The following is a 23,273-nucleotide window of genomic DNA, read 5'->3' on the forward strand; positions in this document are numbered from 1 at the left end:
CCTGGCGCGGCTTATTCGCGCGTCAGGCTTTCCAGCAACCACGCGCCCGCGGGGCCCAGCGCGCGCCGTGTGGACCATACGACGTCGACCCGGATATGGCGCGGCCAGCCGGGCGCGTTCAGTTCCACCAATTGATCGCGTCCGAAGCGCTGGATCATCCAGCGCGGTAGTTCGGCCCAGCCGAATCCCAGGCTGGCCATTTCCAGCAGCATCAGATAGCCCGGCGCCGACCACGTCGAGTGCGGCGGCGCGGCGTCCTTGTCGTCCAGCTCGTAGGTGCTCAGGCGCAATTCGCGTTCGGCCTTGAGCTCGTCGCCCGTGACCCGCTTACGGCCCGCCAGCGGATGGTTGCGCCCCACGCATAGGACGATTTCGGAAAGCTCGGTCAGCGTCGCGTGCGCCACGTCGGGCGGGTAGGTGTCCTGCGCCGCCATCAGCCCCACATGCGCGCGGCCTTGCTGCACCAGCGCCACCACGTCCTCGTATTCCGCGATCAGGCATTCGAAGCGCAGCGCCGGGTAGCGCTGGTCGATCTGGCTGAGCATGTTTTCGAAGGTCTCGGACTGGAACGTGTCCGACAGCACAACCGTCAGGCGGGGCTCCAGCCCTTCGGCCAGCTGGCTGGCGCTGCGGTTGAGGCGGTCATTCGCGGCCAGCACCTGCAAGGCCTGGCCCAGCAGCACCTGGCCAGCCTCGGTCAATGCAGGCTGGCGTTGGCTGCGGTCGAACAGGGCAACGTTCAGATCCACTTCCAGGTTGGCGATGGTTTCGCTGATGGTGGACTGGCTTTTGCCCAATTTTCGGGCGGCGGCGGAAAACGAGCCTTCCGAGGCGACCTGGGCGAACGCCGCCAGGGATTCTAGGGAGTGGCGCATGGGCAGTGGGATGGGGTATCGGTTTTTCCGATGGATATGATCTTTATCGTACCGGAAATATCGTCGAAAATCGTCTCCATTCTGTAGCAACCGACCTCAGGTGGGTCATGACGCAAGCCACTAAAACCCTTAAAGAACGTTTCTTCCACGCTTTCCTGTTCGAAATCCTCGCCATCGGCCTGTGCGCGCCCGCTGCCGCCTGGGCCATGGGCAAATCCCTGTTTGAAATGGGGGTGCTGACCGCGGTCATCGCTTGGATCGCGCTGGTCTGGAACATGATCTACAACGCCGGTTTCGACCGCGTCGAGAACCGCTTCGGCTGGACCCGCAACCTGCGCGTGCGTATCGTGCACGCGTTCGGGTTCGAACTGGGCCTGATCCTGATCGTGATCCCGCTGGCGGCCTGGTGGCTCAGCATCAGCCTGTGGGAAGCCTTCGTGCTGGATATCGCCCTGGTGCTGTTCTATCTGCCCTACGCGTTCCTGTACAACCTGGCCTACGACCGGTCGCGCCCGCGCGTCATGCAATGGCTGAACCGGGGCAAGGCGGGCGCCGTGCCCCCGGTTGCGGTCCCGGCCGCTACGCGTCAATGACCTTGCGCGTGAACATCTCCAGGTAGTCCATCAGCGAATCCGCGCCCTTGATGGCGGCGGATTCGTTGCCCGTGGCAATGCCCTGCGCCATCAGCATGTGGCGGCGGGCGCCTTCGGCGATATCGCCTTCGTGCTGATAGGCGTACCAGAAGCGCCGGCACTGGATGATCAGCGGTTCCACGGCATTCACGGCAGACGCATTGCGGCACGCCTCGTGGCAGACGTAGTCCAGCAACTGGTCGGCATGCATGTATTCATCCAGGTTGCCGCCTTCCGAGGCGCGGATCATCTGCGCCGCGCAGTCCACGATCTGGGTGCGTTGCGCGGGCGTGGCGCGCCGCGCCGCGCTGGCGGCGATCAATTGCTCCAGTGCGCGGCGGGTCTGGATCAGGTCCATGTGGTCCGCCAGCTGGATCATCGACACGCGCAAGCCCCGCCGGGGCTCCTGGCGGATCAGCCCGGCCGCCACCATGCGCAGCAGCGCCTCGCGCAGCGGCGTGCGCCCCAGGCCGGTCTTTTCCACCAGATCCGCTTCCACGACCGCGCTGCCAGGCTGCAACTGCAGCGTGGCGATCATGCTCTCGATCTGGTCGTAGGCGACGTCCGCGGCGCGTCGCTTGGGTTCTGCTCCTGCCATCAATTATTGTTTTCCTTCGTTTTGCGCCACTGCGTGTAGGCCAGCCATTCGCCGACGAACCCGCGTCGGAAGAACGACACGCACAACACGAAAATCAGCCCGATGACGATCGTGACCACGTCGCCCAGGGTGGCAAGGTAATTCTGCAAGCTCACAACCAGCGTCGCACCGACCACGGGGCCCCAGACCGTGCCGATGCCGCCCAGGAGCGTCATCAGCAGCACTTCGGTGGAGGTGGCCAGCGACACGTCGTTCAGCGCCACCAGTTGAAGCACCAGCGCCTTGAGCGAACCGGCCAGGCCGGCGACCGAGGCGGACAGCACGAAGGCCAGCAGCTTGCACCGATCCGTATCGTAACCTAGCGAAATGGCGCGCGGCGCGTTGTCCCGGATGGTCTTGAGCACCTGGCCAAAGGGCGAATGGATCACCCGGTAGACGAACAGGAAGCCCAGCACGAAAACCCCCAGTGCGAAGTAATACATGTTCGTGTCCACGCTCAGGTCCGCCAGGCCCAGGAACTTGCCGCGGGGGATGCCCTGCATGCCGTCCTCGCCGCGCGTCCAGCCTACCTGCACCGCCATGAAGTACGCCACCTGCGACAGCGCCAGCGTGATCATCGCGAAATAGATGCCGGTGCGCCGGATGGCCAGCCAGCCGATCGCATAGCCGATGGCGGCGGCCATCGCCACGCCGCAAAGCATGGCGATTTCGGGCGGCAGGCCGCGCGCGCCGAACAGGATCATCATTTCGCCGGCGGCGTATCCGGCCCAGCCGAAGAACGCCGCGTGGCCGAACGACACCAGGCCGGTGAAACCCGTCAGCAGGTTGAACGCCAGCGCAAACAGCGCAAAGCACAGCACCTTCATCACGAACACGGGGTAGACGATCTGGGGAAAGAAGGGCACCAGCAGCGCGGGCACAAGGAGCAACGCCAGGATGCGGATCGAAAGGGGAATGCGCGGCACCTTATTTCTCCTTGCCGAACAGGCCGGCCGGGCGCATCAGCAACACGATGGCCATCACGATGAACACGACCACGGTGGACGCTTCGGGATAGAACACTTTGGTCAGGCCCTCCAGCAGGCCCAGCGCCAGGCCGGTGACGATGGCGCCCATGATGGAGCCCAGCCCGCCGATCACCACCACGGCGAACACGATGTTCAGCAGGTTCGAGCCCATCAGCGGATTGATCTGCATGACGGGCGCCGCCAGCACGCCGGCCACACCCGCCAGCGCCACGCCGAAGCCGTAGGTCAGCGTGATCATCACCGGCACGTTCACGCCGAAGGCCTGCAGCAGCTTCGGGTTTTCGGTGCCGGCGCGCAGCATCGCGCCCAGCCGGGTGCGTTCGAACAGGTACCAGGTCGCGATGCACAGCGTCAGCGACGCCACCACCACGAAACCTCGGTACGCCGGCAGGAACATGAAGCCCAGGTCGAACCCGCCCTGCAGGATCTCGGGCGGCTCGTAGCCCACCCCCGAGATGCCGTAGAAGTAGCGGAATCCGCCCTCCATCATCAGCGCGATGCCGAACGTCAGCAGCAGCCCGTACAGGTGGTCCAGGTGATACAGCCGTTTAAGCAGCGTCTTCTCGATCACGACGCCGACCGCACCCACCAGTAGAGGCGCGAGGATCAGCGCGGCCCAGAAGTTGATCTGCACGCCGGGTCCCAGCAGCTGCGGCAGCTGCGTGAAGCCGATCCACGCCAGGAACGCCGCCATCATGAACTGGGCGCCATGCGTGAAGTTGACGATGTTGAGCAGGCCGAAAATAATGGCCAGGCCCATGCTCAGGATGGCGTAGAAGCAGCCGTTGATCAGCCCCACCAGCAGTTGGGCGAGCAGGGCGGGAAGGGAGATGTCGAACATGATGGGCGGCGGGCGGCGTGGGTGGCGTTACGCCTTGTTCAACGGGCAGGCGGCCTGGGGCTTGGGGAAAACGTCTTCGCCCTTGAGTACCGATTTCACGTTGTAGTAGTCCCACGGGGCCTTGGACTGCGCCGGCGTCTTCACCTGCAACAGCAGCATGTCGTGCACCAGGGCGCCGTCCGCGCGCAGTTTCCCGTTGCGGATCACGGCGTCGTTGATGGTCATCTCGCGCAGCTTGGCCATCACGGTGGGCGCGTCGTCCGTGCCCGCGGCTTCGATCGCCTTCAGGTAGGACAAGGTGGCGGAATACACCCCGGCCTGCGAGGCCGTCGGCATCTTCTTGGCTTTCTCGAAGAACTTCTTGGCCCAGGCGCGCGAGGCGTCGTCGTAGTCCCAATAGAACGCCTCGGTCAGGTACATGCCCTGCGCCTTGGGCAGGCCCATGCTGTGCACGTCCGAGATGTACGTCAGCAGCGGCGCCACGATCTGCTTCTTGTTGATGCCGAATTCGTTGGCTTGCTTGACGGCGTTGACGGTGTCGTTGCCGGCGTTGGCCAGCGCGATCACGTCCGCCTTCGAGGCTTGCGCCTTCAGCAGGAAGGACGAGAAGTCATTGCCCGGGAACGGGTGGCGCGACACGCCCACGACCGTGCCGCCGTTTTCCTTGATGACCTCGGTCGCGTCCTTTTCCAGCGAGTGGCCGAAGGTGTAGTCGGCGGTGATGAAGTACCAGGTCTTCTTGCCTTCCTGGACCAGCGCGCGCGCCGTGCCGGCCGCCAGCGCGTAGGTGTTCGTGGTCCATTGCGCGTTCAGCGGCGAGCACTTCTCGCCCAGGATGGCGGTGGACAGCCCGGCCGACGGCATCGTCACGCGGTTCTTCTGCTTGGCGATCTCCATCACCGCCAGCGCGGTGGACGCGGTGGGGAAGTCGGTGATCATATCGACCTTGCCCTGGTCGAACCATTCGCGCGCCAGGTTGGCGGCCACGTCGGGCTTGTTCTGGTGGTCGGCGGCCACCACTTCCACGGGCTTGCCCAGCACCTTGTTGCCCATCTCTTCGGCGGCAAGGCGGGCCGCGATCACGGAGCCATTGCCGGCCAGGTCGGAATACACGCCGGACAGGTCGGTCAGCACGCCGACCTTGACGACATCGTCGCTGATCTTGGTCTGCGCATGGACCGCGCCGGCCGCGCCCAGGGTAAGCAGCGCTGCTGCGATTCGATTCAATTTCATCTGACTACGCTCCGTGTAGGAAGGGGACTGCGGTCGGAAGGAGTACAGCGGGGACATCAAATGCCGAGCAACGCGTTCAGCCTGTCCTGCGACTGCTGGACCTCGGCGCGGTCGATCACGGCCACTACCTGGCCGTGTTCGATGACGTAGTGGCGGTCGGCCAGGTGCTGGGCGAAGCGGAAGTTCTGCTCGACCAGCACGGTGGTGTAGCCGCGCTCTTTCAATTGCCGGATCACGCGGCCCAGCGACTGCACGATGACAGGGGCCAGGCCTTCGGTGATTTCGTCCAGCAGCAGCAGGCGGGCGCCGGTGCGCAGGATGCGCGCCATCGCCAGCATCTGCTGCTCGCCGCCCGACAGCCGCGTGCCGGGGCTGTGCGCGCGCTCTTTCAGGTTGGGAAACATCGTGTAGATCTCTTCCACCGACATGCCGCCCGGGCCCACCGAGGGCAGCAGCATGAGGTTTTCCTCGGCGCTCAAGGACGCATAGATGCCACGCTCTTCGGGGCAATAGCCGATGCCGCGGCGCGCGATCTTGTGAGTGGGCATGCCCACCGTTTCCTGTCCCTGGACCTTGATGGAGCCGCTGCGGCGGCCCACCAGGCCCAGGATGGATTTCAGTGTTGAACTGCGGCCCGCGCCGTTGCGGCCCAGCAGCGTCACGCATTCGCCTGGCTTCACGTCCAGGTCGATGCCATGCAGGATGTGCGATTCGCCGTACCACGCGTGCAGGTTGCGGATTTCCAGCAGGTTCGCGGATGCGCCGGGCTGGGTCTCACTCATCTTCGGCTCCCATGTAGGCTTCGCGCACCGCGGGGTTTTCCGACACGGTCGCGTAAGGCCCTTCCGCCAGGATCTCGCCCCGCTGCAAAACGGTGATGGTGTCGGAGATGTCCGCCACCACTTTCATGTTGTGTTCGACCATCAGGATCGTGCGGCCGGCGGATACCTGTTTGATCAGGTGCTTGACCCGGTCCACGTCTTCGTGGCCCATGCCCTGCGTGGGTTCGTCCAGCAGCAGCAGTTCGGGCTCCAGCGCCAGCGTGGTCGCGATTTCCAGGGTGCGCTTGCGGCCGTAGGGCAAGTCGCCGGCCGCCACGTCCAGATGGGTGCGCAGGCCTACCTGGTCCAGCAGTTCCTCCACGCGGTGGTGCAGGCTTTCCAGCGTGCGCTCCGACCGCCAGAAGCAATAGTCCACGCCCAGCTTGCGCTGCAAGGCCACGCGTACGTTCTCGCGCACCGACAGCTGCGGGAACACGGCGGATATCTGGAATGAACGCACGATGCCGCGACGCGCGGTCTGCGCGGGGCGTTCCTGCGTGATGTCCACGCCGTCGTACAGGATCTCGCCGCGCGTCGGGATGTGGAACTTGGTCAGCAGGTTGAAGAAGGTGGTCTTGCCCGCGCCATTGGGGCCGATCAGCGCGTGGATGGCGCCGCGCCGCACGCTCAGGTCGACGTTGTTGACCGCCACGAAACCGCGGAATTCCTTGGTCAGGCCCCGGGTTTGAAGGATGATGTCGCTTTGCATGTTGTCCGATAGGCGTGCTTGGGGACAGGCCCCTCCGCGCACGGCGGTCTTGCCGCGCGGCGGAGGGTTCGTGCTGCGGGGTGCTGCGTCCGGAAATGGGCGCTTACGTCGACTGGTATTGCTTGGGGCGCTTGGCCAGCGAGGCCTGGATGATGGCGGTGCAGCGTTCGCGCTCGGCGCCGACCAGCGGCAGGCGCGGGCGGCGCACATGCTCGTTGCCCACGCCGGCCAGGGTTTCGGCCAGCTTGATGTTCTGCACCAGCTTGGTGGACACATCCAGGTGCAACAGCGGCGTGAACCATTGGTAGAGTGCCAGCGCCTCTTGCCACTTGCCGGCCTTCATCAGGTCATACAGCGCGACGGTTTCGCGCGGGAAGGCGGTAACGAGGCCGGCCAGCAGCCCGTCCGCGCCCAACGCCAGCGCTTCGAACGACAGGTCGTCCACGCCGATGAACAACTGGTAGCGCGTGCCCAGCGCATTGCGCAGGTCGGTCAGGCGGCGCACGTCGTCGCTGCTCTCCTTGATGGCTACCAGCCACGGGCAGTCGGCCAGTTCGACCATGTGCTCGGTCTTCAGGTCCACGCGGTAGGCGACCGGGTTGTTGTAGATCATGCAGGGTTTTTGCGCCGCTTCCGCCATGGTGCGGATGCTCTGCATCGCTTCGCGCGCGTCCGCCACGTAGATCAGCGACGGCATCAGCATGAAGCCATCCACCCCGATGTCGACGGCGGCCTTGATGAAGCGCAGCGCTTCGCGGGTGCTGGTTTCCGACACGTTGGCCAGCACCGGGATGCGGCCGGCGCTGACTTCCACCGCGCACCGCGTGACCTCGAGCTTTTCTTCCAGCGTCAGGGTGCTGGCTTCGCCCAGCGAGCCGCAGGTGACCAGGCCGTGGACCCCGTTGTCGATCAGGAAGCTGAAATGCTTGCGCATCGCTTCGAAGTCGAGGGTTTCGTCGGCATGGAATTTACTGGTGACGGCAGGAAATACGCCCTGCCAACGCACGTTGTTCAACTGGCTTCTCCTCAAGATGCCGTCGCTTCAATGGCGGAGCGGCGAGCAGGAGCAAAGTCTAATATTCGTTAAATATATTTAATAGATATTTTTAGTTGGGAATTTCCCGAGATCGGGTTTTCCCGGCGCGTCGGCATGAATGGGGCGGGAAAGAAAAAGGGGCGGGCAAGAAAACGCCCCGCGCAAGCGGCGGGGCGGCATAGGGCGAGTGGGCGTCAGCCGGCTTTGCGCGTGTAGGCCCGGGTGGCGTCCTGCATGAAGGTCTTGACCGCGGCGTCGTACTGCGGACCGCTGCGGAAGGCGCCCGAGTGCGAGGCGCCTTCGATCTTCACCAGCCGCTTCAGGTCCGGCGCCACATTGCGCGCGGCGGCGAACAATTCGTCGCTCATCGTGTGCGGCACCACGCGGTCGGCCGTGCCGTGCATGAATAGCATGGGCGTGTGCATGCGGGCCAGCTTGTCCACCGAATCGAAGGGCTGCGTGACCAGCAGCCCGGCGCCCGGCACCTTGCCCCAACGCAGGGTGCCCAGCATGGCGCCGATGCTGGTGAAGCTGGATTCCACGATCAAGCCCGCAAATTCCGGCTGTTCGGGGCGCGCGGCCAAGTCGATGGCGATGGCGCCGCCCAGGCTATGCCCGTAGACAAAGCGGCGCGCGGGGTCGGGCTGCAGCCGGGCCAGTTCCTTCAGCCCGGCCATCGCGTCTTCCAGCGCGCTTTCTTCGGACGGCAGGCGCGGGGTCGAGGCGCCGAAACCGCGGTAGTCGATGGCCAGCACCGAATAACCCATGCGCGTCCAGCCGTCGATGCGGAAGGCGCTGCCGTTCAGGTTCCAGCGCGCGCCATGCAGATACAGCACCGTGGGCGCGCCCGCCTTGGGGCTTTGCCAGTACCAGGCGCGCACCTTGTCGCCGTTGGCCAGCGCCAGGTCGTAGACCTCGGTGCCGGCGGCGGGTTCGCGCCACCAGGTCTGCGGTTCGGATTGGGGCGAGAAGATCGTCTGGCGTTGCCAGGAGTCCAGCTGCGAGCAGCCCACGACGCTGGCGGCGGCAAGCAGGGCGGCGACGAAAAGCCGGCGGGCGGAGAGTCGGGGCAAGGCGGGCATGAAAACTATGACCCTGTCGGGCCGATTGGGTTCCGGCATCAGGATACTCCGGGATGCTCCTCCCGCGTGAGCGCCAGCCACGCCTGCGCGGCATGCGACAGGTAGCCGCCGCGCCGCCAGACCAGCACCATTTCCCAATCGGTGCCGGGGTCGCGCAGTGGTACGCGGCACACGCCTGCGGGCAGGGCGTCACGCGCCTTCAGCCGCGGCAGGAAGGCCACGCCCAGTCCGGCGGCTACCAGCGCCACGATGAAATCGATCTGGCCGCTTCGGGCCGCGATGGCCGGGGTAAAGCCCGCGCGCTGGCAGGCGTCATGGAGGATGCGGTTCAGGGCAAAGCCGGTCTCGAACAGGATGAACGGCGACTCGCGCAGATCGGCCAGTCCCACCGACTCGGCATGCGCGAACGGGTGGTCGGCGGGCAACAACGCCATCAGCGGCTCACGCGCCACAGGCTGCCATTCCACGTGGTCAGGCACGGGTTGCAGCGACGCCGCCAGCTCGACTTCGCCGGCCATCACCATTTCCTCCAGCCGGCGGCTGCCGTGCTCCACCAGGCTGATCTCAATCTGCGGATAGCGGCTGCGAAAGCGGGCAAACATCGGCGCAAACAGCGAACTGCTGCCCAGCGGCGGCAATCCCAGGCGCAGGATGCCGCGCTTGAGCCCCTTCAGGTCGTCCAGTTCGGCGTACAGGTCGTCGCGTTCGGCCAACATCGCCACGGCCCGCCGGTAGACGATCTCGCCCGCCTCCGTCAGCCGGACGGGCTGCGCCTGGCGGTCCAGCAACGGCAGGCCAAGCTCGTCTTCCAACTGGCGCACGGCCTTGCTGACCGTGGGCTGCGTGGCGTAGATGGTCTTGGCGGCCTGGGAAAAGCCGCCTTGGCGGACGACTTCCACCAAGGCGCGCAAGGGGCGCAGGTCCATGGGTATGCCTATATGGAATAAGTAGGATTCTTCGAATTCATTTTATCTATGGGTCACGCAGGCGTAAAACATCAGCTTGTCGCTGGAACCCGTCTGATGTCTCGCCCTAGTCCTCGTGCCGCCCTCGTCTTGCGCCTTGCGCTGCGCCGCAGCCGCTTGCTGCAAATCGCCCTGATCGTCCTGTTCTCCGTGCTGGGCCAAGCCCTGGCCAATGCCTTGGGCCTGCCTGTGCCGGGCGGCGTGATCGGCATGGCGCTGGTGCTGGCGTTGCTGGCGACGCGGCGGCTGCGCGTGCGCAACGTCCATCGCGGCGCGAGCTGGCTGCTGGGCGAAATGCTGCTGTTCTTCGTGCCCGCGGTCATGTCGCTACTGGACCACCGCGAGTTCCTGGGGATGCTGGGCGTGAAGCTGCTGGTCGTCATCTTGCTGGGCACAGCGCTGGTCATGGCCGGCACCGCGCTGACCATCGAGCTCTGCTATCGCTGGATGAATCGCCATGCCGCTTGAATTCAACCAGGTCTTCTGGCCGGCGGCCACGGTCGCGGCCTACGTCTGTGCGCGCCTGTTCTACCGCCGCCATGCGTACTGGTGGACATCGACCCTGGTCGTGGCGCCTGCGCTGCTGCTGGCCTTGGCGATCCTCCTGCACACCGGGTATCGGGACTACATGTCCGGCTCGCATTGGCTGATGGCGATGCTGGGGCCGGTCATCGTGGCCTTCGCCTTGCCGCTGTACGAGCAGCGCGTGCTGATCCGGCGCTACTGGCCGGTGCTGGTGGCCGGGGTGGCGGTGGGCAGCCTGATCGCCGGCGTCAGCGCCTGGATGCTGGGCAGCCTGCTCGACCTGCCTCCGGACCTGCGGCTGAGCCTGCTGCCGCGTTCGGTCGCCACGCCCTTCGCGGTGGCGGTGTCTTCCCACGTGGGCGGCGTGCCGGACCTGACCGCGGTGTTCGTAATCGTGACCGGCGTGTTCGGCGCGGCCATCGGCCAACTGATGCGGCGCTGGCTGCCATTGCGTTCGGCGCTGGCGCGTGGTGCGCTGTTCGGCATGGGCGCGCATGGCGCCGGAACGGCAAAGGCCCGCGAACTGGCGGCCGAAGAGGGCGCCGTCGCGGGCCTGGTGATGGTGATGGCGGGCTTGTTCAATGTGCTGGTCACCCCCGCCGTCGTGGTCGGCCTGCTGGCCTGACCCGGAAGCGTCAGTGCAGCATTTCCAGCGCCACCGGGTACAGGGACGCCACCAGCAGCAGCGCCATGCTCACATTGAAAGCGCGCACCGCCCAGGGCTTGTGCAGCACCCGGCGCAGCGCGGTGCCGAAGGTCACCCAGACCCCAATGCTGGGCAGGTTGACGATGCCGCAGACCAGCGTGGCAATCACCAGGTTGGCGAAGAAACCGTTCTGCGGCGTGTAGGTCGCCACCACGCCTACGGCCATCACCCAGGCCTTGGGGTTGACCCACTGGAACGCCGCGGCCTGCAGGAACGTGAAGGGCTTGCCGCGCGCGTCGCCGTCTTCCATGCTGCCCGAATTGGCGATCTTCCAGGCCAGGTAAAGCAGGTACGCGGCGCCGGCGTACTTCAGCACCGTGTACAGCTCGGGCACTTGCTGAAACACCGAACCCAGCCCGATGCCCACCAGGAAGATCATCAGCGTGAAGCCCAGGTTCACGCCCAGCAGATGCGGCATGCTGCGGCGGAAGCCGAAGTTCAGGCCGGACGATGCCAGCATGACGTTATTGGGTCCCGGCGTGATGGAGCTGACCAGCGCGAACAGCGCCAGCGGGCCCAGCAGCGAGGCGGAAGCCAAGGGCACGTCGGCCCAGTTGGTAGGGAGCAGATTCATTTTTTGGTCCTGATAATGGCACGGCGTCCGCCGGCGATAACGGCGATCACGGCAGCGGCGAACACGAAGGTCGAAGGCTCCACGGCTTCGCCAAAAAAAGCTGCCGCCGCCACGACCGTCAGGAAGGGCTGCAGCAATTGCACTTGTCCCACGCGGGCGATGCCGCCCACGGCCAGGCCGCGGTACCAGGCGAAGAAGCCCAGGAACATCGAACCGAACGCCAGGTAGGCGCAGGCGGAAACGACCGTGGCGCTGGGCCAGTGCGCCTGTGCGGCCATCCAGCCGACCGGCGCCACCACGACTGGCGCGCTGATCGCCAGCGCCCAGCAGATGGTGCGCGAGCCGCCCAGCGTGCGCGCCGCGCGGGCACCTTCCGCATAGCCCATGCCGCCCAGCACCACCGCCACCAGCAGCCAAAGGTCGCCTGTGGACAGCGTGCCGTGGCCCTGGCGCAAGGCAAAGGTCGTGACCAGCGCGGCGCCCACCACCGCCCAGCCCCAGAACGAGGCCGATGGGCGTTCACCGCTACGCAGCGCCGCAAACGCCGCCGTCGACAGCGGCAGCAAGCCGTTGAACACTGCGCCGTGCGAGGACGACACGCTTTGCATTGCCAGCGTGGAGGCCAGGGGCCAGCCCACCACGATGCCTAGCGCGGCCAGGATGACGCCGGGCCATTCCTGGCGGTTCGGCCGCCGGCTGCGCGTCAGCCACAGCAGCGCGATCGCCGGCACCGCCGCCACCAGGGCCCGCCCCAGCCCGACCAGCAGCGGGGCCAGTTCCGAGACGGCCAGCCGCGTCATCGGCAGCGTCAGGGAAAAGACCAGTACACCCAGGAAGCCGTAGCCATAACCCTCCCAGACGGAGGGGGGAGCGAGGGACGCCGCCTGGGGGGACGGATAAAGCGTGGATCGGGTCATGACAGCTGCCGGGGAAAGTATGACGGTGATGAAGTTTTGGGGGCGGGTAAAGCCCGCAGTTGCGGGCATTCCGTATTGCTGTCACTCTACGCATAGTTATCGGTACAGTACCGGTACACTTAGGCATATCACTTTAATCACTGGCCTGGTCGAATCCCCATGACAGTTGCTGCCCCTTCCGCCTCCGCGCCTTCCATGCCCTGGCAGCCCGTGCGCCAGGCCGACGCCTCCCTGGTGACCCAGCTGGCCGATGGCCTGGCCCGCCGCATCGACGAACAGGGCCTGCGGCCCGGTACCCGGCTGCCCTCCATCCGCAAGATGGCCGAACAGTCGGGCGTCAGCCGCTTCACGGTCGTCGAAGCGTATGACCGGCTGGTGGCGCGTGGCCTGGTGCAGTCGCGCCGCGGCGCGGGGTTTTTCGTCCGCGCACGCAGCGGCCCGCTGGCGGCCGTGGCCACCGCGCCCGCCACCACGCTGGCGCCGCCCGCCCGCGTAGACATCGCCTGGCTGCTGCGCAGCATGTTCCGTGAAACCAACGCGCCGGGCATGCCGGGCGGAGCCGGCCTGCTGCCGGCCGAATGGCTCGACCCGGACATGGTGGCCAGCGCCGTGCGCGCAGTGGGCCGTTCGGTGCGCGCTAACCTCGTCAGCTACGGCCATCCGCAGGGCTTTGCGCCCTTGCGCCAGCAGATCGCCGCGTCGCTGCAGAACGACGGCGTGCCGGCGCATCCGGAACTGAATCTATTGACCACCAACGGCGTGACGCATGGCCTGGACCTGATCGCGCGCCACCTGGTCAAACCGGGTGACACCGTGCTGGTCGAAGACCCCGCCTGGTTCGTCATCTTCGGCCGCCTGGCCGCATTTGGCGCGCGGCTGATCGGCGTGCCGCGCGGGCCCGACGGCCCGGACATCGCCATGCTGGAACGCATGGCGGCCGAGCACAAGCCCAAGCTCTTCATCATCAACAGCGCCGTGCACAACCCGACCGGCCACACGCTGTCCGCCGGCGTGGCCTACGACATCCTGCGCATCGCCGAGCGCCACGATTTCATGGTGGTCGAAGACGACACCTACGGCGAACTGCATCCCGGCGGCGCCATGAAGCTGGCGGTGCTGGACCGGCTGAACCGCGTGATCCTGGTCAGCGGCTACTCCAAGATGCTGGCCGCCAGCCTGCGCGTGGGCTATGTGGCCGCCAACCCCGACATCCTGCAAAAGCTGGCCGACCTGAAAATGCTGGCCGGGCTGACGTCGCCCGAACTGGGCGAACGCGTGGTCCACCGCGTGCTGATGGAAGGGCAGTACCGGCGCCACATCGAGCGGGTGCGCGCCCGGGTGGACGATGCGCGCCAGCGGTGCCTGAAAGGGCTGTTGAAGCTGGGGCTGACGGTGCCGCACGAACCCAACGCGGGCATGTTCGTCTGGGCCGATTGCGGGCGCGACACGGAAGTGCTGGCGCGCGAAGCCGCCGACCGGGGCATGCTGCTGGCGCCGGGCACGCTGTTTTCACCGTCCCAGGCGCCCTCGACCATGCTGCGCTTCTCGGTCTCGATCGCGGACGACCGCGGCGTCTGGACAGAATTGGAAAAACTCTTCGCGCAAAACGGCTCCTACAATCAATAATATGCAGCTGTCTATCTGAAGGAACCGCCATGTCCGCACCCATCAAACCCCTGACCGAAAACTTTGCCGTCGCGCCTCAACTGGGTCCCGACGACATGGCCGATGTCGCCGCCGCCGGCTACAAGAGCGTGATCATCAACCGCCCCGACTTCGAAGGCGGCCCTGACCAGCCCACCGCTGCCGATGTGTCCAAGGCCGCCGCCGCCGCCGGCCTGGCAGTCGAATACCAGCCCGTCGTGGGCAGCGCCATGACCGTGTCCGACGTCGTGCGCTTCGCCGAATTGCTCAAGACCCTGCCGGGCCCCGTGCTGGCCTACTGCCGCACCGGTACCCGCTGCACCAATCTGTTCGCCGCCGCCCAGCAACTGGGCTGACCCGGTGCTTGACGCGTATCAAGCCCGCCCGGTTCCTTTGATGTGAACCTGGCGGCTTTCCGGTAGCATAAAGATTCCTCTCAAACAGGAGCAGGCAAGATGTTCAAGAAGATCCTGATTCCCACCGACGGTTCGCCGCTGTCGGCCCAAGCCGCCAACGCGGGCATTTCCTTCGCACGTTCGGTCGGCGCCGAAGTCGTCGCCCTTTACGTGACGCAGCCCTTTGCGGCCACGATCGGTTTTGACGGCATGGCTGCGGCCTATGCCATCACCGACGAAGACTACGAAAAGGCCTCGGCCGAGCAAGCCGACAAGTACCTGAAACAGATTACCGACCGCGCCGACACCGCCGGCGTCAAGTCCGAATCGCGCGCCGTGTCCAACTTCAATGTGGCTGACGGCATCGTTCAGGCCGCCACCGACGCCGGTTGCGACCTGATCTTCATCGGCAGCCACGGCCGCAGCGGCCTGTCGCGCCTGCTGCTGGGCAGCGTCACCGCCAAGGTGCTGTCGCTGGCCAGCACCGCCGTGCTGGTGTATCGCGTCAAGGAAGAAAAGAAGTAAGCGCCGTCCCGCCCGGCACTACGCCGGTGCATGCGCCGCAAAGCCCCTCCGTAGCGAGGGGCTTTTTTTGTCTTGTGCCGGCGGACTAATTTTTCCTATGGCAGCCATGAATATCTTTTTCCTGGCGCCTCTTTTCAAGGAAAACAGGGCCTTACGGGGCCAATCTGCCGTGCAGGCCGCAACCGGCACCGATTGGTTCTTGTATCTTGCCGCGCGGCGCGTAATATTTACGCATCAGCGCGGGCGCGGTTACGCATTCCCCCAGTACCTCACGCGGCATGGCGCCCGCCGCGGCAGCGCCCGGTCGGGCTTGCCGTATGTGCACAAGTGGTTCACTGCAAGGAAGAGGCCATGACTCGCAAGACGCGTATCGAGCTTTACCGCAATATCGGCATCAGCGCCCATATCGACGCGGGCAAAACGACGACCACCGAGCGCATCCTCTTCTATACCGGCATCACCCACAAGATCGGCGAAGTCCATGACGGCGCCGCCGTGATGGACTGGATGGAGCAAGAGCAGGAACGCGGCATCACCATCACGTCGGCCGCCACCACCGCCTTCTGGAAAGGCATGGCGGGCAACTACCCCGAACACCGCATCAACATCATCGACACGCCCGGGCACGTGGACTTCACCATTGAAGTCGAACGGTCCATGCGCGTGCTGGACGGCGCCGTCATGGTCTATGACGCGGTGGGCGGCGTGCAGCCGCAGTCCGAAACCGTCTGGCGCCAAGCCAACAAGTACAAGGTGCCGCGCCTGGCGTTCGTCAACAAGATGGACCGCGTGGGCGCAGACTTCCTGCGCGTGCAGCGCCAGATCGCTGAACGCCTGAAGGGCGACGCCGTGCCCATCCAGTTGCCGGTCGGCGCTGAAGACCATTTCGAAGGCGTGATCGACCTGGTCAAGATGAAAGCCATCATCTGGGACGACGCCAGCCAGGGCGTGAAATTCCAGTACGAAGACATCCCCGCGTCCTTGCAGGACGAGGCGCAGAAGTGGCACGACAAGATGGTGGAAAAGGCCGCCGAGGCCAACGAAACCCTGCTTGAAAAGTACCTGTCAGGCGAGACCCTGACGGAAGACGAAATCAAGCTGGGCTTGCGCATCCGCACCGTCGCCAACGAGATCGTGCCCATGCTGTGCGGCAGCGCCTTCAAGAACAAGGGCGTGCAGGCGATGCTGGACGCCGTCATCGACTACATGCCGTCGCCGCTGGACGTGCCCGCCATCAAGGGGCACGACGAGCGCGACCGCGAAATCGAACGCCATCCGGCCGACAACGAGCCTTTCTCGGCGCTGGCCTTCAAGATCATGACGGACCCCTTCGTCGGGCAACTGGTGTTCTTCCGCGTCTACTCCGGCGTGGTGAAGTCGGGCGATTCGGTCTTCAACCCGATCAAGGGCAAGAAGGAACGGCTGGGCCGCATCCTGCAGATGCACGCCAACGAACGGCGCGAGATCACCGAGGTCTACGCCGGCGACATTGCCGCGGCGGTCGGCATCAAGGACGTCACCACCGGCGACACGCTATCGGACCCGGCGCACGTCATCATCCTCGAACGCATGATCTTCCCCGAGCCCGTCATTTCCCAGGCGGTGGAACCCAAGACCAAGGCCGACCAGGAAAAGATGGGCATCGCGTTGAATCGCCTGGCGCAGGAAGATCCGTCCTTCCGCGTACGCACCGACGAGGAATCGGGGCAGACCATCATCTCGGGCATGGGCGAGCTGCATCTGGAAATCCTGGTCGACCGCATGAAGCGCGAGTTCAACGTCGAAGCCACCGTCGGCAAGCCGCAAGTGGCCTACCGCGAGACCATCCGCAAGGCCTGCAACGAGGTCGAAGGCAAGTTCGTCAAACAATCGGGCGGGCGGGGCCAGTATGGCCACGTGGTGCTGAAGCTGGAACCGCAAGAACCGGGCAAGGGCTACGAGTTCGTCGATGCCATCAAGGGTGGCGTGGTGCCGCGCGAATTCATCCCGGCGGTCGACAAGGGCATCCGCGAATCGCTGAATGCCGGCGTGCTGGCGGGTTACCCGGTCGTGGATGTGAAGGCGACCCTGTTCTTCGGCTCGTACCACGACGTGGACTCCAACGAAAACGCCTTCAAGATGGCGGGTTCGATGGCGTTCAAGGAGGGCATGCGCCGCGCCGATCCCGTCTTGCTTGAACCGATGATGCAGGTCGAAGTCGAGACACCCGAAGACTTCACCGGCAACGTGATGGGCGACCTGTCGTCACGGCGCGGCATGGTGCAGGGCATGGAAGACATTGCGGGTGGCGGCGGCAAGGTCGTGCGCGCCGAAGTGCCGCTGGCCGAAATGTTCGGCTATTCGACGTCGTTGCGCTCGCTGACGCAGGGGCGCGCGACCTACACGATGGAGTTCAAGCACTACGCCGAAGCGCCGCGCCAGGTGGCGCAGGAAGTCATCGCGGCCCAAGGCGCGGGCCGCTGACTCCCTGCCGCGATGTTCAGGCCGGGGCGGCCAAGGTGGCTGCCCCCGCCCGCATGCGCGAAGACGCCATCTTCACGCCCATCAAAATCATCACGAAGCCGTAGGCGTGGAACAGTTGCGGCGTCTCGCCTAGCAAAGGCCACGCCAGCAATGCGGCATACACCGGCACCAGGAACATGGACAGCCCCGCCGTGGCGGGACCGGCCTGGCTGATCAGACGGCCATACACGTAATAGGCGCCCAGGCTGGGCACCACCGCCAGGAACAGCAGCACGGCCGCCAGGCGCGGGTCCGTCCACGGTGGCGTGGCGCCGGCCGCGGCTTCGATGCCGGCAAACGGCGCCAACGCCAAGACCCCGCCCAGCATCATCGTTGCCAGCCGGGCGCTGTCCGGTACGGCGGGCAGGGTCAGGCGTTTCTGCAAGACGGTATAGAACGCCCAACCCGTCGCGGCCAGCAGTACCCACAGGTCGCCCTGGCCGAACGCCAACCGGGTCAGCGCCTGGAGATCGCCGCGCGACAGCACCACCAGCACGCCGCCCAGCGCCAGGCCCAAACCGGCCGCCCGCAGCGCGGACAGCGGCTTGCGCCAGATCAGCGCTTCCAGCAAGGCCACCAGGATGGGGCTGCACGAAAAGATCAGCGCGATGTTGGTGGCGCTGGTGGTCTGCGCGCCGATGTATTGCGGTGCCACCGCCACGCCCATGCCCAGCACCGCCAGCGGCAGCAGGGCGGGCAAACCACGCCACAAGGCGCGACGGTGCGCGCGCAGGGCAGGTGCCGCGAGCGGCAGCAAGATCAGCAAGGCCAGCAGCCAGCGGCCGAAGGCAAGGAAAACAGGGGGAAGGCTGGCGTCGTGCGCCCAGCGGGCGGCGACCATATTCGATGCGAATAACGCCGGGGCGGTCAGGAGCATGGCGGTGCCGGACAGGCCCAGACCGGTTCTTGCGGGTACTGCTGCTGCGTGAGGCATGGTTTCCAGCCGCGCGGATCGGCGCACGGGTTGCTGCGTTGGAACTGCCGGCGCGCACGCCGGGTTGTGCCGCGGTGCATGCGCCGAAATCCGACGGGCGGGGTAGGGCCCGTCTTGCTGGAAAGTCTACGGCCGAGGAAACAAAATAGGTTTCCTGATTCACGCTGAATTCAGGGGTTTTGAGGAATATCTATCTTGTAGAATTCGCTTCTACAGGGATATTCTCTTTATCGGTCCGCCAGCCATGTCCGCCACCCCGAAAATCGACGAAACCGACCGCAAGATCCTGCGTGCGCTGCGCGCCGACGGCCGGCTGACCAATCTGAAGCTTGCCGAGCAGGTGGGCCTGTCGCCCACGCCTTGCTGGAACCGGGTCAAGGCGCTGGAAGAGGCCGGCGTGATCGAGGGCTATGCGGCCTTGCTGAACCAGAAGGCGCTGGGGTTGCCGGATACCGTCATGATCGAGGTAACGCTGGAACACCACGACGACGAGTCGCTGGCCCGCTTCGGCGAAGAGATCACCCGGCTGCCGGAAGTGGTCGAAGCCTTTCTGGTCACGGGCGAATATGACTATCTGATCAAGGTGGCCGTCGCAGGCACCGAGGGCTACGAGGAATTCCTGCGCAAGCGGCTGTACAAGCTGCGGGGCGTGCGCCACAGCCGCTCTACGTTCGTCCTGCGGCGCTTAAAGCACACGCCGTCGGTGGAACCGTGATCGGGGCGGGGCTTAGCCGCCGATGAATGCTTCGATGGCGCCGTTGAACGCGCGCGGGTTGCCCAGATTCATGCCGTGCGACGACCCGACGACCGTTACGCGGTGCGCGTGCGGCACCCATTGCGACAGGGCATCCAGCACGGCGGGATAGGGAGTGGGGCTCAGCGCGCCGCCGATCAGGAGCGTCGGCAGTTTCAGGGTGCCGATCTGCTGGGGCGTCAGGGCTTCGGGCTTTTCTTCCGCCTGGCCGAAAAGGGTGCCGACGTTGTCGCGCACCATCTCCTTGAACCACGGCACCATGCGTTGCCAGGTGTCCGGCCCCGTCACCGTGTCCACAAACAGCGCCAGGCCTTCCTCGACGTCGCCCTGGCGGATCAGCGCCAACGCGCGCTGGCGAAAGCCGCCGCGCGAATCATCGCCGCCGGGCAGCGGCAGGCCGGGATCGGCCAAGGTCAGGCTGCGTAGCGCGTCGGGCTGGCGCAGCGCGGCTTCCAGCGCCACGCGCCCGCCGCGGGAATGGCCCACCAAGTGGGCGGGGCCGCCGGCGACGGTGTCGATGAATTCCAGCACGTCGCTGGCATGCTGCTCGATCGAAAAGCCGTCGCCTTCGCCGTCCCACGTTTCCGGCCAATAGTGGCGCAGGCAAAAAGCCAGCACCCGGAACGACTTGCCCAGCGGGGCCATCTGCGACTTCCAGTAGCGGCAGTCCGACAGCGAACCATGCACCAGCACCAGCGGCGTGCCGCTGCCGTACTCGGTGTAGGACATGGCGTAGCCGCCGATCAACGCGGTTTGCAGGGGTAGGACGGGTTCGGAACGCATGGAGGGCAGGAAGGGGAAAGCCAGGTCCGCATTCTAGCCCGTCGCCGCGGCACGCCATCGCCGGCGGCCGCTGATAAACTCGTTCGCAGTCTTTCACGGAGTCCGTCACGATGTCCCCCGAGTCCCTCGCCGCTTTGCCCGAATCCGCCCAACGCGTGGCCCGTCTTCTGCTGGAGATCGGCCACGACAAGCCCGTCGTCGTCCTGCCTCAGTCGGGTAAGACCTCGGCGGAAGCGGCGGCGGGCCTGGGCTGCGAGGTGGCGCAGATCGCCAAGTCGATCATCTTCCGGCGGGCCTCCGATGACGTGCCGGTGCTGGTCATCGCCAGCGGCGCCAACCGCGTGGACGAGGCCAAGGTGGCCGAGCAGGTGGGGGCGTTGGCCAAGGCCGATGCCAAATTCGTGCGCGACAACACGGGTTACGCGATCGGGGGCGTCTGCCCCATCGGCCATGCCGTCAAACCGGTCATGCTGCTGGATGCCGATCTGTTCAATTACGACAGCCTGTGGGCGGCCGCGGGCCATCCGCACGCCGTATTCAACCTGACGCCCCGGCAATTGGCGGACATGACCGGCGCGCCGGTCGTGGACGTCGCCCTGCGCGCCTGAATCCTCCCGCCCGAACGACCCGCGTCCGACGCATGGGCGTGGTCAGCGCGGGTGTTCGTCCAGCCCGTCGATCAGTACCTGCCGCAAGCCGCGCGAGCAGGCTTCCACCCGGCCCTGCACGCCATACACGGCGGCCAACGACGCTGGCGTGATCACGTCCGCGGGCGCACCCTCGGCGTGCAGCCGGCCGCTAGAGATCATCACGGCGCGGTCGGCGTGCTGCAACGCCACGTTCAGGTCATGCAGCACGATGATGCTGATCAGTCCGTGCTCTTGTGTTTCCTGTTTCAGCAGCCGCATCACATGGAACTGATAGTTCAGGTCCAGGGCGGACAGAGGCTCGTCCAGCAGCAGCACGCGCGGATGCCGGATCAGCGCTTGCGCCAGCCCCACCAGTTGCTTTTGCCCGCCGGACAGGGCGTCCAGGTAATGCAACGCCAGATGCGCGATGCCCAGCCGGTCCAGCAGGCGCTCGATGTCCGCCATGGCAACAGGCGGCGCCAGCGCGTCCTGCGTCGCCTTGGCCGCGACCAGCACCGATTCGAACACCCGCAGGTGTACGGCGGCGGGCAGGCTCTGCGGCAGATAGACCATGTGCCGGGCGCGTTCGCCCACGCCCAGCCGGGTCATGTCCTGGCCGTTCAGCAAGACGCTGCCTTGCCGCGTGCGGACCAGTCCGGCCAGCGCTTTCAGCAAGGTGGATTTTCCGCTGCCGTTCGGGCCCAGCAGGGCGGTCACGTGGCCCGGGGCAAGCGCCGGCACCGTCAGCGCGTGCAGCACGTCGCCGCGGCCATAGCCGGCGGTCAGCCCGTGGATGTCCAACGCGGCGTCGCGCGTCATGGCAATTGCCGGCGCAACACCACCGCCACGAAAAAGGGGATGCCGACCAGCGCTGTCACGATGCCTACGGGCACCACCACGCCGGGCAGCAGGTTCTTTGAAACGACGGAAGCCAGCGACAGGATCAGCGCGCCGACGAGAGCGCTGCCGGGCAGATAGAAGCGGTGATCCTCGCCGAACAGCCGGCGTGCGATGTGCGGCGCCACCAGCCCGATGAATCCGATGGTGCCGACAAACGCCACGGCCAGCGCCGACAGCAGGCTGACGCGCGCCAGCGCCGCCACGCGCACCCGGCGCACGTCCACGCCGAAGCTGGCGGCGCGGTCTTCGCCCAGCCGCAGCGCCGTCAGCTTCCACGATTGGCGCATCGCCAGCGGCAAGGCGATCGCCACGGCCAGCGCCACGACGCCCGTCGTCGTCCAGTTGGACCGGGCCAGGCTGCCCATCGTCCAGAACACCAGGTTTTGCAGCGCTTCGGCGCTGGCCAGGAACTGCACCAGCGACACCAGGGCATTGAAAGTGAACACCATGGCGATGCCGAACAGCACGACGCCCGACGTATTCATGCCGCTCCACCGGGCTACTGCATCCAGCAGCAAGGCCGCCACCAAGGCAAACAGGAACGCGTTGCCGGCGATCAGCCAGCCGCTGGGCACGCCCGGCAGCCCCAACTGCAGGACGATGGCCAGCGACGCGCCAAACGCGGCGGCGGACGATACGCCCAGCGTAAACGGGCTGGCCAGCGGATTATTCAGGATGGTCTGCATTTCGGCGCCGGCCAGGCCCAGGGCCATGCCCACCAGGGCCGCCATCAGGGCGGAAGGCAGCCGGATGTCCCACACGATCACGCGGTAGGTGGGGTCGGCGGAGGCGGGGGCGCTCAAGGTGCGCCACAGGTCGCCCCAGTGCAGGCCCGACGGGCCTACCGTGAAGTCGACCAGCAGCGCCATGAAAATCGCCGCCAGCAGCAGGGCGAGTAGCCCTGCGCGGCGGCGCAGGATGTGCCGGTAGGCGCTGACCGCGCTTGCGGCGGGGAGCATTACTGCAGCAGTTGCAGGCGGCTCTTGGCGGTGGCCGCCGCCGGGGCGTTCGGATAGTCGCGAACAATGCGCTGCAGCGACGCTTTGGCGCCGGCGCGGTTGTTCAGTTCGATCTGGCCGCCGGCGATGATCAGCAGGGCGTCCGGCGCCCGGGCGTTCTCGGGCGACTTCTGAACCATGCTGGTCAGTTGCTCGATGGCGCCCTTGAAGTCCTTCATGCCGTAGCGGCTGCTGCCCAGGTAGAACAGCGCGCTGGGGGCCAACTGGCTGTTCGGGTAGAGCGAAGTGAAGGCGGCCAGCGATTCGGCGGCGTCCTTGTACTGGCCCTTGCGGAACAGATCCATCGCGCCGTCATAGGCGGCTTGCTCTTGCGGGTCGCCTGCGGCGGTGCCCGGGGGATTCGTGCCGCTGGGCGCGCCCGGCTTGGCGCTGGGCTGCTGGCGCGATACCAGTTCCAGCTGGTCGCGCAACTGCGCTACTTCTTGCTGCAGGGATTGAATCTGGTCGGCCAATTGCAGCTTGGCGCGTTGGCTTTGCTCGTTCTGCTGCTGAACCTGCTGGCGCAAATCCAGGATGGCCTTACGGGCTTCATCATCGGAAAAAGCGTGAGCGGGCGCCGTCAGGGCCGCAAGCACCAGGCCAGTGGCCACAATCAGAGGACGCAGGGACAGAACGTTATCGCGCATGAATATTCCCGGGTATAAAA

26 protein-coding genes are annotated in these 23,273 nt (G+C 66.0%); 9 read left to right on the forward strand and 17 right to left on the reverse strand.

What is annotated here, in order from left to right; genetic code table 11:
* Positions 1–11: 11 nt before the first annotated feature.
* The gene (locus tag CEY09_RS22490) at positions 12–875 is read right to left on the reverse strand and encodes a LysR family transcriptional regulator (protein WP_088590335.1); all 864 of its coding nucleotides are present in this window, start codon (positions 873–875) and stop codon (positions 12–14) included.
* Positions 876–982: 107 nt separating this feature from the next.
* On the opposite strand from CEY09_RS22490, the gene CEY09_RS22495 reads away from it, so the two are divergent.
* Entirely contained in the window at positions 983–1,468 is a 486-nt protein-coding gene (locus CEY09_RS22495) for a multidrug/biocide efflux PACE transporter (RefSeq protein WP_006225955.1), read from the forward strand.
* On the opposite strand, the gene CEY09_RS22500 is transcribed toward CEY09_RS22495, so the two are convergent.
* From CEY09_RS22500 to CEY09_RS22540, 9 genes are all read right to left on the reverse strand, one after another.
* Entirely contained in the window at positions 1,455–2,105 is a 651-nt protein-coding gene (locus tag CEY09_RS22500) for a GntR family transcriptional regulator (RefSeq protein WP_006225956.1), read from the reverse strand. The genes CEY09_RS22495 and CEY09_RS22500 overlap by 14 nt on opposite strands.
* Positions 2,105–3,070 (reverse strand): branched-chain amino acid ABC transporter permease, encoded by a 966-nt coding sequence (locus CEY09_RS22505; protein ID WP_088590336.1) that lies wholly within the window; start codon positions 3,068–3,070, stop codon positions 2,105–2,107. The genes CEY09_RS22500 and CEY09_RS22505 overlap by 1 nt, the downstream gene beginning before the upstream one ends.
* A gap of 1 nt (position 3,071) precedes the next feature.
* On the reverse strand, positions 3,072–3,974 hold the full coding sequence (locus tag CEY09_RS22510) for a branched-chain amino acid ABC transporter permease (protein WP_006225958.1): 903 nt from the start codon (positions 3,972–3,974) through the stop codon (positions 3,072–3,074).
* 27 nt (positions 3,975–4,001) lie between these two features.
* On the reverse strand, positions 4,002–5,207 hold the full coding sequence (locus CEY09_RS22515; protein WP_088590337.1) for an ABC transporter substrate-binding protein: 1,206 nt from the start codon (positions 5,205–5,207) through the stop codon (positions 4,002–4,004).
* A 56-nt stretch (positions 5,208–5,263) separates the two neighbouring features.
* On the reverse strand, positions 5,264–5,989 hold the full coding sequence (locus CEY09_RS22520) for an ABC transporter ATP-binding protein (RefSeq protein WP_088590338.1): 726 nt from the start codon (positions 5,987–5,989) through the stop codon (positions 5,264–5,266).
* Positions 5,982–6,737: an ABC transporter ATP-binding protein gene (locus tag CEY09_RS22525; RefSeq protein ID WP_006225961.1), complete on the reverse strand. Its 756-nt coding sequence runs from the start codon at positions 6,735–6,737 to the stop codon at positions 5,982–5,984. The genes CEY09_RS22520 and CEY09_RS22525 overlap by 8 nt, the downstream gene beginning before the upstream one ends.
* A gap of 103 nt (positions 6,738–6,840) precedes the next feature.
* Positions 6,841–7,752 (reverse strand): dihydrodipicolinate synthase family protein, encoded by a 912-nt coding sequence (locus tag CEY09_RS22530; RefSeq protein WP_088590339.1) that lies wholly within the window; start codon positions 7,750–7,752, stop codon positions 6,841–6,843.
* Between the two features lie 215 nt (positions 7,753–7,967).
* A complete protein-coding gene (locus CEY09_RS22535) occupies positions 7,968–8,855 on the reverse strand; it encodes an alpha/beta hydrolase (protein WP_035213653.1) in 888 nt (295 codons plus the stop codon).
* 38 nt (positions 8,856–8,893) lie between these two features.
* The gene (locus CEY09_RS22540) at positions 8,894–9,781 is read right to left on the reverse strand and encodes a LysR family transcriptional regulator (protein WP_088590340.1); all 888 of its coding nucleotides are present in this window, start codon (positions 9,779–9,781) and stop codon (positions 8,894–8,896) included.
* Between the two features lie 96 nt (positions 9,782–9,877).
* On the opposite strand from CEY09_RS22540, the gene CEY09_RS22545 reads away from it, so the two are divergent.
* Positions 9,878–10,288, forward strand: coding sequence for a CidA/LrgA family protein (locus CEY09_RS22545; protein WP_088590341.1), 411 nt, complete (start codon positions 9,878–9,880; stop codon positions 10,286–10,288).
* A complete protein-coding gene (locus CEY09_RS22550) occupies positions 10,278–10,970 on the forward strand; it encodes an LrgB family protein (protein ID WP_088590342.1) in 693 nt (230 codons plus the stop codon). The genes CEY09_RS22545 and CEY09_RS22550 overlap by 11 nt, the downstream gene beginning before the upstream one ends.
* 10 nt (positions 10,971–10,980) lie before the next feature.
* Here CEY09_RS22550 and CEY09_RS22555 read toward each other — a convergent pair whose 3' ends face one another.
* Both CEY09_RS22555 and CEY09_RS22560 read right to left on the reverse strand, forming a co-directional pair.
* Entirely contained in the window at positions 10,981–11,625 is a 645-nt protein-coding gene (locus tag CEY09_RS22555) for a LysE family translocator (protein ID WP_088590343.1), read from the reverse strand.
* Entirely contained in the window at positions 11,622–12,542 is a 921-nt protein-coding gene (locus CEY09_RS22560) for a DMT family transporter (RefSeq protein WP_088590344.1), read from the reverse strand. The genes CEY09_RS22555 and CEY09_RS22560 overlap by 4 nt, the downstream gene beginning before the upstream one ends.
* Before the next feature lie 210 nt (positions 12,543–12,752).
* Here CEY09_RS22560 and CEY09_RS22565 point away from each other — a divergent pair, with 210 nt between their 5' ends.
* The 4 genes from CEY09_RS22565 (at position 12,753) to fusA (ending at position 17,569) form a co-directional block, all read left to right on the forward strand.
* Entirely contained in the window at positions 12,753–14,168 is a 1,416-nt protein-coding gene (locus CEY09_RS22565) for an aminotransferase-like domain-containing protein (protein ID WP_085946958.1), read from the forward strand.
* A 29-nt stretch (positions 14,169–14,197) separates the two neighbouring features.
* Positions 14,198–14,542 (forward strand): protein tyrosine phosphatase family protein, encoded by a 345-nt coding sequence (locus CEY09_RS22570; RefSeq protein ID WP_006225970.1) that lies wholly within the window; start codon positions 14,198–14,200, stop codon positions 14,540–14,542.
* Positions 14,543–14,641: 99 nt separating this feature from the next.
* Positions 14,642–15,106 carry a universal stress protein gene (locus CEY09_RS22575; protein ID WP_006225971.1) on the forward strand — a complete coding sequence of 155 codons (465 nt, stop codon included), beginning with the start codon at positions 14,642–14,644 and terminating at the stop codon, positions 15,104–15,106.
* Between the two features lie 351 nt (positions 15,107–15,457).
* On the forward strand, positions 15,458–17,569 hold the full coding sequence (gene fusA, locus CEY09_RS22580; protein ID WP_088590345.1) for an elongation factor G: 2,112 nt from the start codon (positions 15,458–15,460) through the stop codon (positions 17,567–17,569).
* A 16-nt stretch (positions 17,570–17,585) separates the two neighbouring features.
* On the opposite strand, the gene CEY09_RS22585 is transcribed toward fusA, so the two are convergent.
* Positions 17,586–18,542, reverse strand: a complete 957-nt coding sequence (locus CEY09_RS22585) for a DMT family transporter (RefSeq protein WP_234818374.1) — start codon at positions 18,540–18,542, stop codon at positions 17,586–17,588.
* Positions 18,543–18,786: 244 nt separating this feature from the next.
* Here CEY09_RS22585 and CEY09_RS22590 point away from each other — a divergent pair, with 244 nt between their 5' ends.
* Positions 18,787–19,257, forward strand: a complete 471-nt coding sequence (locus tag CEY09_RS22590; protein WP_006225974.1) for an Lrp/AsnC family transcriptional regulator — start codon at positions 18,787–18,789, stop codon at positions 19,255–19,257.
* A gap of 12 nt (positions 19,258–19,269) precedes the next feature.
* Here the strand turns inward: CEY09_RS22590 and CEY09_RS22595 are convergent, their stop codons facing one another.
* Positions 19,270–20,079 carry an alpha/beta fold hydrolase gene (locus tag CEY09_RS22595; RefSeq protein WP_088590347.1) on the reverse strand — a complete coding sequence of 270 codons (810 nt, stop codon included), beginning with the start codon at positions 20,077–20,079 and terminating at the stop codon, positions 19,270–19,272.
* Positions 20,080–20,189: 110 nt separating this feature from the next.
* Between CEY09_RS22595 and CEY09_RS22600 the strand changes: the two genes are divergently transcribed.
* Positions 20,190–20,687: a YbaK/EbsC family protein gene (locus CEY09_RS22600; protein WP_088590348.1), complete on the forward strand. Its 498-nt coding sequence runs from the start codon at positions 20,190–20,192 to the stop codon at positions 20,685–20,687.
* A gap of 42 nt (positions 20,688–20,729) precedes the next feature.
* Here CEY09_RS22600 and CEY09_RS22605 read toward each other — a convergent pair whose 3' ends face one another.
* Genes CEY09_RS22605 through ybgF form a run of 3 tightly spaced genes read right to left on the reverse strand, consistent with a single transcriptional unit; the run spans position 20,730 to position 23,253 of the window.
* Positions 20,730–21,527, reverse strand: coding sequence for an ABC transporter ATP-binding protein (locus CEY09_RS22605; RefSeq protein ID WP_088590349.1), 798 nt, complete (start codon positions 21,525–21,527; stop codon positions 20,730–20,732).
* Positions 21,524–22,567 (reverse strand): FecCD family ABC transporter permease, encoded by a 1,044-nt coding sequence (locus CEY09_RS22610; RefSeq protein WP_088590350.1) that lies wholly within the window; start codon positions 22,565–22,567, stop codon positions 21,524–21,526. Before CEY09_RS22610 ends, CEY09_RS22605 begins: the two co-directional genes overlap by 4 nt.
* Positions 22,567–23,253 (reverse strand): tol-pal system protein YbgF, encoded by a 687-nt coding sequence (gene ybgF / locus CEY09_RS22615; protein WP_088590351.1) that lies wholly within the window; start codon positions 23,251–23,253, stop codon positions 22,567–22,569. The genes CEY09_RS22610 and ybgF overlap by 1 nt, the downstream gene beginning before the upstream one ends.
* Positions 23,254–23,273: the final 20 nt, after the last annotated feature.

The organism is Achromobacter marplatensis, assembly GCF_002209535.1.
GTDB lineage: Bacteria > Pseudomonadota > Gammaproteobacteria > Burkholderiales > Burkholderiaceae_B > Achromobacter > Achromobacter marplatensis.